Origin of the sequence: Roseibium aggregatum (assembly GCF_017309185.1) — a bacterium.
Lineage (GTDB): Bacteria > Pseudomonadota > Alphaproteobacteria > Rhizobiales > Stappiaceae > Roseibium > Roseibium aggregatum_B.
Genome location: NZ_JAEKJZ010000004.1, coordinates 369301 through 381892 on the forward strand (window position 1 = coordinate 369301; position 12592 = coordinate 381892).

12 protein-coding genes are annotated in these 12592 nt (G+C 64.2%); all 12 read right to left on the reverse strand.

The features are described 5' to 3' along the window. Position 1: 1 nt before the first annotated feature. The 12 genes from JF539_RS19365 to JF539_RS19420 all read right to left on the reverse strand — a co-directional run bounded on the left by JF539_RS19365 (position 2) and on the right by JF539_RS19420 (position 12578). Positions 2 to 616, reverse strand: a complete 615-nt coding sequence (locus JF539_RS19365; RefSeq protein ID WP_207142350.1) for a cysteine hydrolase family protein — start codon at positions 614 to 616, stop codon at positions 2 to 4. After that, positions 609 to 2672, reverse strand: a complete 2064-nt coding sequence (locus JF539_RS19370; protein WP_207142351.1) for a hydantoinase/oxoprolinase family protein — start codon at positions 2670 to 2672, stop codon at positions 609 to 611. The genes JF539_RS19365 and JF539_RS19370 overlap by 8 nt, the downstream gene beginning before the upstream one ends. Then, positions 2669 to 4408 carry a hydantoinase B/oxoprolinase family protein gene (locus tag JF539_RS19375; protein WP_209017452.1) on the reverse strand — a complete coding sequence of 580 codons (1740 nt, stop codon included), beginning with the start codon at positions 4406 to 4408 and terminating at the stop codon, positions 2669 to 2671. Before JF539_RS19375 ends, JF539_RS19370 begins: the two co-directional genes overlap by 4 nt. After that, a complete protein-coding gene (locus JF539_RS19380) occupies positions 4405 to 5271 on the reverse strand; it encodes an isocitrate lyase/PEP mutase family protein (RefSeq protein WP_207142353.1) in 867 nt (288 codons plus the stop codon). Before JF539_RS19380 ends, JF539_RS19375 begins: the two co-directional genes overlap by 4 nt. Then, positions 5268 to 5774 (reverse strand): 3-isopropylmalate dehydratase, encoded by a 507-nt coding sequence (locus JF539_RS19385; RefSeq protein WP_207142354.1) that lies wholly within the window; start codon positions 5772 to 5774, stop codon positions 5268 to 5270. Before JF539_RS19385 ends, JF539_RS19380 begins: the two co-directional genes overlap by 4 nt. Beyond that, positions 5771 to 7054: a 3-isopropylmalate dehydratase large subunit gene (locus JF539_RS19390; protein ID WP_207142355.1), complete on the reverse strand. Its 1284-nt coding sequence runs from the start codon at positions 7052 to 7054 to the stop codon at positions 5771 to 5773. The genes JF539_RS19385 and JF539_RS19390 overlap by 4 nt, the downstream gene beginning before the upstream one ends. After that, complete coding sequence (locus JF539_RS19395) at positions 7051 to 7755, reverse strand: ABC transporter ATP-binding protein (RefSeq protein WP_207142356.1); 705 nt, start codon at positions 7753 to 7755, stop codon at positions 7051 to 7053. Before JF539_RS19395 ends, JF539_RS19390 begins: the two co-directional genes overlap by 4 nt. Then, complete coding sequence (locus JF539_RS19400; RefSeq protein ID WP_207142357.1) at positions 7748 to 8494, reverse strand: ABC transporter ATP-binding protein; 747 nt, start codon at positions 8492 to 8494, stop codon at positions 7748 to 7750. The genes JF539_RS19395 and JF539_RS19400 overlap by 8 nt, the downstream gene beginning before the upstream one ends. Further along, on the reverse strand, positions 8487 to 9470 hold the full coding sequence (locus JF539_RS19405) for a branched-chain amino acid ABC transporter permease (RefSeq protein ID WP_207142358.1): 984 nt from the start codon (positions 9468 to 9470) through the stop codon (positions 8487 to 8489). The genes JF539_RS19400 and JF539_RS19405 overlap by 8 nt, the downstream gene beginning before the upstream one ends. Before the next feature lie 3 nt (positions 9471 to 9473). Then, positions 9474 to 10346, reverse strand: a complete 873-nt coding sequence (locus JF539_RS19410) for a branched-chain amino acid ABC transporter permease (RefSeq protein ID WP_207142359.1) — start codon at positions 10344 to 10346, stop codon at positions 9474 to 9476. 88 nt (positions 10347 to 10434) lie between these two features. After that, positions 10435 to 11667, reverse strand: coding sequence for an ABC transporter substrate-binding protein (locus JF539_RS19415; protein ID WP_207142360.1), 1233 nt, complete (start codon positions 11665 to 11667; stop codon positions 10435 to 10437). Between the two features lie 59 nt (positions 11668 to 11726). Next, positions 11727 to 12578, reverse strand: a complete 852-nt coding sequence (locus JF539_RS19420) for a GntR family transcriptional regulator (RefSeq protein ID WP_207142361.1) — start codon at positions 12576 to 12578, stop codon at positions 11727 to 11729. Between the last annotated feature and the right edge of the window lie 14 nt (positions 12579 to 12592).

Below are 12592 nucleotides of genomic sequence, written 5' to 3' on the forward strand. Positions count from 1 at the left end.
CTCAGGCTCCGGTGATCTTGCCGAGCGCCTCGGCGCAGGTCATCACCCTGGAGACCGTGCCAAGATCGCCGATGGAGCGCTCGTGGGTTTCCTTCGAAAAGGCCGCGCAGCCGTCGGAAAGGACCGCGGTCTTGAAGTCGCGCACATGGGCGTCGCGCACCGTCGAGGCGACGCCGCCGTTGGTGACGATGCCGCAGAAGATCAGCGTGTCGATGCCCGCCTTCTTCAACACCCACTCGAGCCGCGTCATGTAGAAGGCGGAGTAGGCGACCTTCTCGACGGAAATGTCGGCCGGCTGCAGTTCGTCGACCAGCGCATGGCCCCAGGCGCCGGGCGCGAAATCGCCCTTGCCCAGGAAGGGGCGCAGCTCCTTCAGGTGCGGCGAAATGAAGGGTTCGCCGCCCTTGCCCGGAACAAGCGTGAAATGGGTCGAGACGACCCAGCCGCCTTTTTCCCGCAGCGCATTCGCAAGCGGCAGTACGCGTTCAGGCAGCGCGGCGATCTCCGCATTCTTTTGACCACCGCGCGAATAGGCGCCGTCCGGATGCAGGAAGTCGTTCTGCAGGTCGACGATCAGAAGGCCGGTGCGGGCCGGGTCCAGAACCAGTTCAGACATGGGTGGCTTCCGCCCGTTCGATAACGAGATTGCCATAGGCGTCGACACGGCCCTTGAGACCGGGATCGACGAAGATGGTCGTGTCGGATTGCTCCAGGAGGGCCGGACCGTTGATCTCGGCCCCGATTTCCAGGCTCAGCCGCTCATAGACGATTGCCTCGTGCCATGCGCCGTCGCAGTAGACGGCTCGCTCGCCGATGCGGCAGTCCGTTTCCGGCTTGCCTTCGGTGGGGGCGAAAACCGCCATGTCGAGTTCCGGGCGGCGGCCGATGACCGCGATGCGGTAGTTCATCACCCGCATGGGAATACCGTCGAGCAGGCGGCCGTAAGCCTCCTTGTAGGCGGCTTCGAACGCCTCGCGGATCGTGTCTCGGGTCAGGCCGGTTTCCGGCACACTGACCGGTACGCTCACCGTGTGGGTCTGACCGAGATAGAGCATGTCGAATTCGTAGATCCGGTCGACGCCGGCAAAGGCGACGCCGGCGCTGGCCAGCAGGGTTTCCGTGTCGTCCGCGACCTGCAGCATTTCACTGCCAAGCTCCGCCGCATCGATCTGGTCGAGCAGGCGGTTGACGGTCTGGACGCGGTCGTGGCGCATGTCGGCGACGACGCAGCCGAGCGCGGAGGTCACGCCCGGGAAACGCGGCACCAGCGCCGAGCCGAGGCCGACTTCCTTGATCAGGGCGCCGGTGTGCAGCGAACCACCACCGCCGAAGGGCATCGCCGCGAATTTCGACGGGTCGTGGCCCTTTTCGATGGAGACAAGCCGGATCGCGCCGGCCATCTTGGCGTTGGCGAGTTTCAGGATCGCTTCGGCGGCATCCTCGATGGAAAGTTCCAGAGGGTTGGCGATATGCGTCTTGATCGCCTGACGCGACGCCTCGATGTCGAGGCGCGCCAGCTTGCCGCCGATGGGCCGGTCCGGGTTGATGCGGCCGAGCACGACATTGGCGTCGGTCACGGTCGGCCGGTCGTTGCCGAGGCCGTAGCAGACGGGGCCGGGGTCGGAGCCGGCGGATTCGGGTCCCACCTGCAACAGGCCGGACTTGTCGACCGAGGCGATGGAGCCGCCACCCGCGCCGATGGTGGTGATCTCGATCATCGGCGTGCGCACGACCATGCCGAAGTCGATGGCCGTTTGCGCCGCGAGCGCGGCCTCGCCCTCTGCCACGAGGGAGACGTCGAAGGAGGTGCCGCCCATGTCGCAGGTGATGATGTTTTCAAAGCCCGCGGCTTTCGCGATTTCCGTGGCAGCGATCACGCCGGCCGCCGGGCCGGACAGGGCGGTGCGAACGGGATAGCGCTTGGCCGTGTCGATGGACATGACGCCACCGTTCGACTGAACGATCAAAATGTCGCCGCCGAAGCCTTTTTCCGCCAGACCCTTTTCCAGCCGGTCCAGATAGGACGAGACGACCGGCTGCAGGTAGGCATTGAGCGTTGCCGTCGAAAGGCGTTCGAACTCGCGGATTTCCGGCAGGATTTCCGTTGCAGCCGTGACATAGGCATTCGGCCAGACGGAGCGCACGGCCTCAACGGCGATCTTCTCGTTGTCGTTGTTGGCGTAGCCGTTGACGAAGAAAACGCAGACCGCCTCGCAGCCCGCTTCCGCCAGGGCGGCGGCCTGCATCTTGACGTCGTCTTCCCGCACGGCCTGAAGCACTGATCCGTCCGCCAGCACGCGCTCGGCGACCTCGACCCGATCCGGCCGTTCGACCACGGGCGTGAAGCTGCCCTTCAGACCCCAGGTGGTCGGCCGGTCGCGGCGGCGCATTTCCAAAACGTCGCGGAAGCCTTCCGTGGTGATGATGCCGGTGCGAGCCCCCTTGCGCTCCAGAAGGGCGTTGGTGCCGACGGTCGTGCCATGGACCACGGTGGAGATCAGGCCGAAGTCGTCGACCTTCCGCCCGATGCCCTCAACGAAGCCTTTCGACTGGTCGCCACGGGTGGAGGGCACCTTGGTGGTGGTCACCGTGCCGTTCGCTTCATCCAGAATGAAGACGTCGGTGAAGGTACCGCCGACATCGACGCCGATGACGTAAGCCGGTTTGCTCATTCTGCTGCCTCAATGGAACGCATGTTGCGGGTTGCCGCGCCGTCGACGGAGCCGTCGTCCGCGAGCACGACGCTATAATCGCTCTCGGCCTTTTGCGGGCTGACAAAGCCGAGACGCACGTCCTGCGCGACGCTTTCCGGATCACGGGTCCTGGGATTGCCGTAGCCGCCACCGCCGGGCGTCTCCAGGCGCAGCTTCTGGCCACGATCGATATGAACGCCAACGATTTTGGAGATCATCGGCGGTTCGTGAAAGCCATCGGCCTGTTCGTACTGGAACCGGTTGGTGGCCGCCGGTCCGCCGCCGACAACGCCGGCCGGAGCGTATTTGCCGCGCTCGCCGAAGAGGAAGACGTCGGCCTCCTGTTCCATCAGCTCGATCTCATAGGTCGCGCCGAGGCCGCCGCGGTTCTCACCCGGTCCGCCGGAATCGGGCCGGAGCGCCCACTGGGTGAAACGAACCGGATAGGCGGCTTCCAGAATTTCGAGCGGCGGGATGGTCGCGGTGGAAATCGGCGCGTTGCCGTGGTTGAGGCCGTCGCCGCCCGCATGGGCGCCGTGGCCGCCGCCGAAGAAGGAGAACATGACCCAGCGCTGACCGTTGGCCCGGTGACCGGCCAGCGACAGGGCGTTGATCGTGCCATAGGCGCAGGCCATGGCGTCCTTCGGCGCGATCTGGGCAATCGCCTCGAAGACCACGTCGATCAGCCGCAGGATTGTTTCGGTGTAGCCGCCGACCGGCTTGGGGGCCTTGACCGAAAGCAGGGAATCCTCGTCGATCCGGAATTCCACGGGCTCCAGCACACCCGCATTGGCCGGCACGTCGCCAAAGATGTGTTTCAGCGCCACGTAGCAGGCGGCGATCGTCGTCGACCGGGAAATATTGACAGGTCCGGCGCAGGCCGGCGACGAGCGGGTGAAATCGAGGACCATGCGGTCGTTCTCGATCGTGAGGTCGAGCGCGATCTTCAGCGGTTCGTCGCGGATGCCGTCATTGTCGAGGAAATCCTCGGCCGAGACCGTGCCGGCAGGCAGGTCTCTTATCTGCGCACGCATCATCTCGGCCGCGCGCGCCTTCAGTTCCACGAGACACGCGCCGACGGTGGCGTCAGTGTATTCGTCAAGCAGCGCGTTCATGCGCTTCTCGCCGAGCTCGAGCGCGTTGATCTGGCCGTTGAGGTCGCCGTAAAGCGATAGCGGCAGGCGCGAGTTGGCTGACAGGATGTCGACCACATCCTGACGGAATTCGCCCCGGTCGTAGAGCTTGACCGGCGGGATCAGCATGCCTTCCTGGAAACACTCGGTCGCGGCCGGATTGTAGTTGCCAGGTACGTTACCGCCGACATCATGCCAGTGGCCCACGGAGGCGAGGTAGCAGAACACCTTGCCATCCCGGAACACCGGCTTGACCAGCCGGAAATCGGAGAGGTGCGTGCCGCCGTCATAGGGGTCGTTGAAAATCCAGACATCGCCTTCGTGAACGCCACCCTGACGCGCGGCCTTGTCGATGACGGCCTTTACGGCAAAGGCCATGACGCCGACGAAGATCGGCAGGCCCGACTTGCCCTGCACCAGCGTTTCGCCTGAAAGGGCGTCGTAGATGCCGTGCGAAGCGTCGTGGGCTTCGGCGATGATCGGGTTGAAGGCGGAGCGGAAGAGCGTCGCGTCCATTTCGTCGGCGATCTGTTCCAGACGGCCTTTCAAAATGGCGAGCGTGACCGGGTCCAGCGCCATCAGTTGGTCTCCTCGTCGTATTTCCTGCCCTCGGTCAGGAGGCCGGGCGTGCCGATCAGGTCGTTCAGACCGGCGAAGTCGAACATGCGGTCGCGGAAGGACTCGTTCGAACCGTTGGCAATCAGATTGGCGTAATAGTCTCGGGCGGTGGCGGCGGTGGCGCGCACGATGCCGCCCGGAAAGATCACGAAGCGGAAGCCGAGGTCTTCGAGACCGGAGGCGTTGACGATGGGGGTCTTGCCGCCCTCGACCATATTGGCCATCAGGGGAACGCGACCGGCGAAACGGGCGACGATCTCCTTCATCTGCTCCAGCGATTGCGGGGCCTCGATGAAGAGCATGTCGGCCCCGGCCTCGACATAGGCTTCGGCGCGCTCGAGCGCATGCTCGAAGCCTTCCACGGCAATGGCGTCGGTCCTTCCGATGATAAGCGTCTCCTCGGATGCCCGCGCGTCGCAGGCCGCGCGAATCTTGCCGGCCATTTCCGATTTCGAGACCAGCGACTTGCCGTCCAGGTGGCCGCAGCGTTTCGGCAGCGTCTGGTCTTCCAATTGCAGAGCATTGGCGCCCATCCGCTCGAAAACGCGCACGGTGCGCTGGACGTTGAGGGCGTTGCCGAAGCCATTGTCCGCATCGACGACGATGGGGAGCGAGATCCGGTCCCGCAGCACCGCGACTGTGTCGGCGACCTCGCTCATGGAGACGAGACCGATGTCAGGACTGCCGAACCGCGTATAGGCGATCGACGCACCGGAGAGATAGACGGTCTCCGCGCCCGCCTGCTCGGCGATGAGGCCCGAGAGCGCATCGTAGACACCCGGTGCGAGCAGGATGCGATCCTCGCCCAGTCTTTTCTTCAGGCTCATTGGCCTGTCTCCCTTTTCCGCTCTTCAGCGAAGCGTTTTTTCAGATGGGGAACCAGCCCGCCGTCGGCGAGCATCCGCTTCAGATTGTCCGGCAGGGGTTCCAGCTTTATGGTTCGGTCCTTGGTGGCAAGTCTGAGTTCGCCAGCATCCAGATCGAGGTCTACGGTGTCGCCGTCTTCGACCTGGCCGAGATCGTTCGCGATCAGCACCGGCAGGCCGAGATTGATGGCGTTGCGATAGAAAATCCCGGCGAAGGAGCGCGCGATCACCGCCGCGACGCCGAGATGTTTCAAAGCCTCGGCCGCCTGCTCGCGCGACGAGCCCACGCCGAAATTTGTTCCAGCGACGACCACGTCGCCCGGCTTGACGGTGCTCGCGAAGTCCGGTCGCGCGGCTTCCAGGCAATGGGCTGCCAGCATGTCGATGCCGCCCTTCATGTATTGCCCCGGCGCAAGCTGGTCGGTATCGATGTCGTTGCCGAAGAGAAAAACGCGCCCGCTCATGATGCTTCTCCTGCATCGGAAAGAAAGTCGCGCGGGTCGGCGATCTTTCCGGCAACGGCGGAAGCGGCCACTGTCAGCGGCGATCCGAGCCATACCTTCGAGGAGGCCGCGCCCATGCGGCCCTTGAAGTTGCGGGCGGTCGAGGAAATGCAGGTGACGTCCTCGCCGAGCCTGTTGGTGCCATAGCCGGCGCAGATGCCACAGGCGTTTGGCAGGATCTTCGCGCCGGCGTCCTCGAACACCTTCATGATGCCTTCTGCTTCTGCCCGATCCTGATCTTGTCGGGAGGAGGGGGCAACCTGTAGGTCGACGCCGGATGCGACCTTCCGGCCACGCAGGATTGCGGCGGCGCGCCTGAGGTCCTCGTATTTCGCACCGGTGCAGGCGCCGATATAGGCGACGTCGACCGGGGTTTCCGGCGCGTCCTCGACCGGGCCGGAATTCGCCGGGGAATGCGGAGCCGCCACCTGGGGCGACAGCGTTGCCGCGTCGAAGACGTGATGCGCCAGAAGCTCGGCTCCGGAGTCGGTATGGAGGTCCGACCAGTCGGCGGCGTTCTGGCCTGTGTCGCGCAAGAAAGCCGCAGTCGTCGCGTCCGGTGCGATCAGACCTGCCTGCGCGCCGAGTTCGGCGGCCATGTTGGACAGTGTCATGCGCTCCTGCATGGAGAGTGCTGCGATCGCCTTACCGGTGTATTCCACCGCCTGGTAGCGACCGCCGTCCATGCCGAGCTTGCCGCAGAGGGCCAGCATGATGTCCTTTGCCGTGACGCCGTCCGCAAGCCTGTTTTGCCACTCGATCAGGATGGTGCCCGGCACCTTGATCCAGATTTCGCCGGTGGCGAGCACGCCGGCCATCTCGGTGGCGCCGATGCCGAACATGTAGGCGCCGAAAGCCCCGCCGGTCGGCGAATGGCTGTCGCCGCCAACCACGAACATGCCCGGCTTCAGATGCCCGCGTTCCGGCAGAACCACATGGCAGATGCCTTCGCCGTCGTGGAAGGCGACCTTTCTGTTTTTCGCCCACTGACGCGTGAGTTCGAGAATACGCGCGCCCTCGTCGGTATCGCCTGGAACGAAATGGTCGGAGATCAGCACGACCTTCTCGCGGTCCCAGAGGCCGACGCCGAGGTCGTTGAGGATCGGTTCCACCCGGCGCGGCCCGCCGCTGTCGTGGATCATGGCAAGGTCGACCTTCGCGGTCACGACCTCGCCCGGGGTGACGCTCTTGCGTCCTGCCGCGCGGGCGATGATCTTCCGGGCAAGCGTCGAAGCCATCATGCCAGCCCCAGGTAGGAGCGCTGCAGCTCAGGATCGTCCATCAGCTCCGAAGCCTTGCCGGACAGGCGGATCTCGCCGTTTTCCATGACGAAGGCACGGGTCGCGATTTCCATCGACTGGAGGACGTTCTGTTCCACCAGGAGGATGGTCAGGCCGTCCGAATTCAGGCGCTTGATCAGGTCGAACATTTCCTCCACGAGGAGCGGGGAAAGACCGATGGAGGGTTCATCGAGGATCAGAAGCTCGGGCTCGGCCATCATGCCCCGGCCGATGGCGAGCATCTGCTGTTCGCCGCCGGACAGCGTGCCGGCCTTCTGGGCAAAGCGTTCCCTCAGCCGGGGAAACACCTCGACGACGTGCTCGAGGTTGCGCGCGCGATTGGCGCGGCCACGCCGGTAGGAGCCGAGTTCCAGGTTTTCCCGGACACTCAGGTTCGGAAAGACATGGCGGCCTTCCGGGACATGGATCAGTCCCCGGTCAACGATCGCCTGTTCTCCAAGCCCCTGTATTGCCTCGTCCTTGAAGCGAATGGTGCCCGACCAGGGTTTGACGAGGCCCGACAGCACGGCGGAGAAGGTCGTCTTGCCGACGCCGTTGGAGCCGAGCAGGGCGACGATTTCGCCGGCCGCGATATCCAGATCGATGCCGCGCAGGACCTCGACCGCGCCGTAGCCGCTGCGGATCTGGCTGACCTCAAGCATGGTGGGCCTCCCGCTTCGCGATACGCTCCGCCATGCCCTTGCCGAGATAGGCTTCGACGACCAGCGGATGACCGACCACATCGGCGGGCGTGCCTTCGGCGATCAGGGCGCCCTGGTTCAATACCCAGGTGTGTTCGGACAGGCTCATGACGGCCTGCATGACGTGTTCGATCAGGAGGATCGTCACGCCTTCCTCGCGCACGGCACGAATGACCGGGATGACATCGCGAATTTCCGACGGGTTCAGACCGGCGAGAACCTCATCGAACAGGATGAGCTTCGGATCGGTGGCAAGCGCGCGGGCGACTTCCAGCCGCTTGCGGCCGGCCACCGTCAACGAGGCGGCGTCCATGTCGAGCCGGTCGCCAAGACCGACCTTGCCGGCCACGTCTTCCGCTTTTTCGAGCGCGTCCGCGCGGGACTGCACGTGCAGATGCGCGCCGACGGCGATGTTCTCCCTGACCGTCTGGCCGGCGAAAGGCTGGACGATCTGGAAGGTGCGGACCATGCCGCGCTGGGCGATCTTCTCCGGCGGCAGGCCGGTGATGTCCTCACCCAGGAAATGCACGCTGCCGGCATCCGGCTTGTGAAAACCCGTGATGAGGGCGAAGAGGGTTGTCTTGCCGGCGCCGTTCGGGCCGATCAGGGAGGTGATCCTGCCTTCCGGCACGCTCAGGCTTACATTGTTGGAGGCCTTGACGCCGCCGAAGGATTTGACGAGACCGCGGACCTCAAGCATGACCGCCCTCCGTGGCTTGCGCCTTTGCGGGAGCGGGCTTCGGCCACAGGCGCCGGACAAGTCCGGCGAGGCCGCGCGGCATGAACAGCACCATGATAACGAGGACGATACCGTAGATCACCAGGCTGATGCCCGGAAGGTCACCGATCAGTTCACGGGTCGCCTCGGAAATGAGGTGCAGACCGATGGCACCGAGCAGAGGGCCGAACAGGGTGCCAAGCCCGCCGACGATCGGTACCAGAAGGCTCTCGATCGAAATCGCCGGACCATAGGCGATATAGGGGTCCAGATAGAGAAAATACTGGGCATAGAAGACACCGGCCAAACCGGAGAACAATCCGGAGAGCATGATGGCGCCCATCTTCACCTTGAAAGCCTCGACGCCGAGCGCTCTCGCGGCATCCTCATTGTCACGCACCGCCATGAGCTGAGCCCCGAACCGGGATTTGCCGATCCACCAGACGGTCGCGAAGGCGGCGAGCGTCATCACCCAGATTACCCAGAAAAAGCCCTGCTTCGAGGCGAACTGGAAGTTCGCCGCGCTCTGGTCGAGCGGAATCAGGATGCCGACGCCGGCACCGGTGAAGGGCACGGAGTTGGACAGGATGCGGAGCACTTCGGCGAAGGCCAGGGTCACGAGCGCGAAATAGGAGCCGCGCAGCCCGTACCGGAAGGTCGCGAAACCGATGAAGGCGGCGACCAGCATGGCCATGACACCGCCGGCAACGAGCCCCAGCCAGGGATTGATGCCGAGCTGCACCTGAAGAACCGCGACCGTGTAGGCGCCGGTGCCGAAATAGGCGGCATGACCGAAGGAGAACTGGCCGCCGTACCCGCCGAGGATATTCCAGGCCTGGCCGAGCAGGGCGGCATAAAGAACCATGATCACCAGGTTGAGCGTGAACTCCGAGGAAATCACGAAGGGAGCGAGGCCGATGACGGCGAAGACGAGGCCGAGGAGAACGAGCTGTTTCATGGCCTACACCTTGTGTCCCAGGAGGCCGGTCGGCCGGAAGATCAGCACGAGGATGAAGATCAGGAAGATGCCGATCTGGCCGAGGCTCTCGCCCAGGAAGAGCCCGCCGAGCGCCTCCACGACACCGATGATGAGACCGCCGATCAGCGCGCCGACGAAGGAGCCCATGCCGCCGAGAACAACGATGGTGAAGGCGATCAGGACGAAGCCGTGACCCACCTGAGGATTGACGTAGTAGCTCGGCAGCAGCAGGCAGGCGGCGACGCCGAGGCAGCCGATGCCGAGACCGAAGCTCATGGCGAAGACATGTTCGGTATTGATGCCGACCAGCTTCGCGCCCTTGCGCTCCTTGGCGAGCGCCCGGATCGCCTTGCCGAGATCGGTGCGGGCCATCAGCAGCCAGAGCAGGGTCGCCGTTATCAGCGCGCCGGCGAAGGCAATCACCTTGGGCAGGGGCAGGAAGGCGCCGAGGATCTCGACGACCTCGAAGGAATAGGGCGTGTCAATTGCCCGGGTGTCGGACTTGAAGACGAACAGGGACAGGTTCTCGATGACAATGGAGAGGCCAAGGGTGACCAGAAGAATGTTCTCGTCCCTCCCGTGGCTCGCCTTGCCGATGATGCCGCGCTGGAGCGCGTAGCCGAGGGCGAACATCAGGGGCGGAACGATCAGAAGGGCCACGTAGGGATCGATGCCGAGCGTGGCATTGAGGAAGTAGACGGCATAGAGACCAACCATCAGCAAGGCGCCATGGGCGAAATTGATGATGTGAAGGACGCCGTAGATGAGCGTCAGACCGAGCGCGACCAGGGCATAGAGCGCCCCGGTGGTCAATCCGTTCAGCACGGATGGAATGATAATGGCGAGGTCAGGCATGGCCGTTCGACTTCAGAAGGAAAAGGGGGCGCCGGGCGGTGATGCGTCCGGCGCCAGGACGATGGGGTTCAACGTGCTTTTTCTTTTTTTATTTCATCGGAAACACGGTCTCGGCCGAGGCGAATTCTTCCGGGAAGATCACCTCGATATCGCCCTTGAGCACCTGGGTGTTGACCGGCTGAGCGCCTTCGTTCTGGCCGTTGACCATTTTGGTCGGACCGTAGGGCATGAAGGACATGTCCATGGTCGAGGACGCCAGTGCCGCGTTGACCGCTTCCTTGTCGGTTGTTCCGGCGCGTTCGAACGCATCGGCCAGACCGAGGACGGCGTTATAGGCCAGGAACACTTCGTAGGTGTAGATGAGGCCTTTGTCTTCCGCCGCCTTCTTGCGTTGCAGAGCGACGTCCGACTTGGGATTGAACCAGTGGTTACAATCCATGATGTATTCGGCCGCTTCCGGGAATTCCTTGACGAACTTGTAGTTCGATGCCGCGCCGCCGAGCACGGAATAGATGCCCATGGCTTCGACGCGCTGCTGGCGCATGGTGCGGGCAAGCAGCACATATTCGTTGTAGTAGTTGGCCGGGATGATCAGGTCGGGCTTCTTCGACTTGATCTGCAGGACGATGTTGGTGAAGTCGCGCGTCGGGTTGGCGTGCTTGATCACCTCGACGACCTCGATGCCCTTTTCGGGGAGCTTTTCGGACAGGAGGTTGGCCGTGCCCGTGCCGAAGAGCGATTCCTCGTGGATGATCATCGCGGTCTTGGCGGGTGAGCCGGCCGCCTTGTTGATCGTGTCGAGGTTGTCGACCGCGAACGCGGCGATCTTGCCGTAGCCGGGGCCGAAACGGAAGGTGTTGGAAAGCCCGCGGTTGACGATGCTGTCGGAGACGCCGACATCGACAATGTGAGGCGTATTGGTCTTTGCCGCTTCCTGTGAGGTGGCGAGCGAAATCGCCGAGGAATAGCCGGCAACGAAGCCGTCGACACCGGCTTCCGCCATCTTGGCGACTTCCGCCGCGCCGATGTCGGGCTTGCCCTGGCTGTCGGCCAGAACCGCCTCGAGTTTCGCGCCGCCAAGCGACTTGATGCCGCCGGCCGCGTTGATGTCGGCGATCGCCATCAGCGCGCCTTCGCGGCACTGCGTTCCGGAGAAGGCGATGAAACCGGAGACCGGGTGGATCAACCCGACCTTGACGGCGGCCGGCTGCGCCCGCAGCACGGCCGGAAAGCCGGTCACGCCGAGCCCGAGGGCGGCTGCTCCGGTGGTTTTCAGAAAATCGCGGCGCTGAATTCCATGTGACTGTTTCTTTTCGGTCATGAAGACCTCCCCTGCTGGACCTTTTTCGGTCGTGTGTTCCCGGGTTCCCGTCTGGTTTGTTATCCGCCGTCGGCCGGGACCGTCGGCGCGCTTGTCGCTGTCCACCGGGGGCCGCTTTCCTCGCGCACCCGCCGCATGGACATTTCGAAATGGTAGAGATCGGGGCGGTAGAGCACCCGGATGTATTCGACCGGGCGTTCGAGCCGGTCGCGAACAACGCGACGCACCTCGATCAGCGGCGCGCCCGCATGGATCGACAGGGCTGTGGCCACTTCCGAGTCCGCCAGTGTCGCCGAAATCGTCTGCTGTGCCGAGGAGACATCGACACCGGCGCGCTCCAGCAGGTGGAGCAGCGGCTTGACGTCGAGGTCGGCGCGCTCGAATTGCCGGCCGATGTCGGCTGGCACATAGGTTACCAGGAAGGACATCGGCTGCTCGTCCAGCCAGCGCACGCGCACCGCCCGCTGGACTTCCGTTCCTGCCTCAAGGTCGAGCGCCTGAGCGATGTCCTCGCTCGCCGGCAGGTATTCGAAGTCGAGTACCTGGGCCCTGGTTGCCACACCCATGAGGGAGACGTTTTCCAGCCAGCCGTCGATGGACGAGGTTACCGCGGGGGCGGGCGGGCGCTTCACGACCCTGGTGCCCCGGCCGCGCTCGCGCACGACCAGGCCCGCGTCGGCCAGTTCATTCAGGGCGCGCTTGGCTGTGATGCGGGAAACACCGAACTCGGTGGTCAGGTCCTGTTCGCTGGGGACGAGATCGCCTTCCGAAAGCTCGCCACCATAGATGCGGTTGCGCAGGATCAGGAAGATCTGGTGATAGAGCGGGACGTGTCCGGACGGATTGAGCCGCGCCTGCGAGCGCCGCTCCGGTTCCTGGTCCACGTCCATCTGATCCGCTTTCGTGTTCACCACACTTCCCCGAC

Coding starts and splice junctions, on each gene's coding strand:
- JF539_RS19410 (WP_207142359.1), bottom strand. CDS start 10,346: ATGCCTGACCTCGCCATTATCATTCCATCCGTGCTGAACGGATTGACC.
- JF539_RS19365 (WP_207142350.1), bottom strand. CDS start 616: ATGTCTGAACTGGTTCTGGACCCGGCCCGCACCGGCCTTCTGATCGTC.
- JF539_RS19380 (WP_207142353.1), bottom strand. CDS start 5,271: ATGAGCCTGAAGAAAAGACTGGGCGAGGATCGCATCCTGCTCGCACCG.
- JF539_RS19415 (WP_207142360.1), bottom strand. CDS start 11,667: ATGACCGAAAAGAAACAGTCACATGGAATTCAGCGCCGCGATTTTCTG.
- JF539_RS19405 (WP_207142358.1), bottom strand. CDS start 9,470: ATGAAACAGCTCGTTCTCCTCGGCCTCGTCTTCGCCGTCATCGGCCTC.
- JF539_RS19385 (WP_207142354.1), bottom strand. CDS start 5,774: ATGAGCGGGCGCGTTTTTCTCTTCGGCAACGACATCGATACCGACCAG.
- JF539_RS19370 (WP_207142351.1), bottom strand. CDS start 2,672: ATGAGCAAACCGGCTTACGTCATCGGCGTCGATGTCGGCGGTACCTTC.
- JF539_RS19395 (WP_207142356.1), bottom strand. CDS start 7,755: ATGCTTGAGGTCAGCCAGATCCGCAGCGGCTACGGCGCGGTCGAGGTC.
- JF539_RS19390 (WP_207142355.1), bottom strand. CDS start 7,054: ATGATGGCTTCGACGCTTGCCCGGAAGATCATCGCCCGCGCGGCAGGA.
- JF539_RS19400 (WP_207142357.1), bottom strand. CDS start 8,494: ATGCTTGAGGTCCGCGGTCTCGTCAAATCCTTCGGCGGCGTCAAGGCC.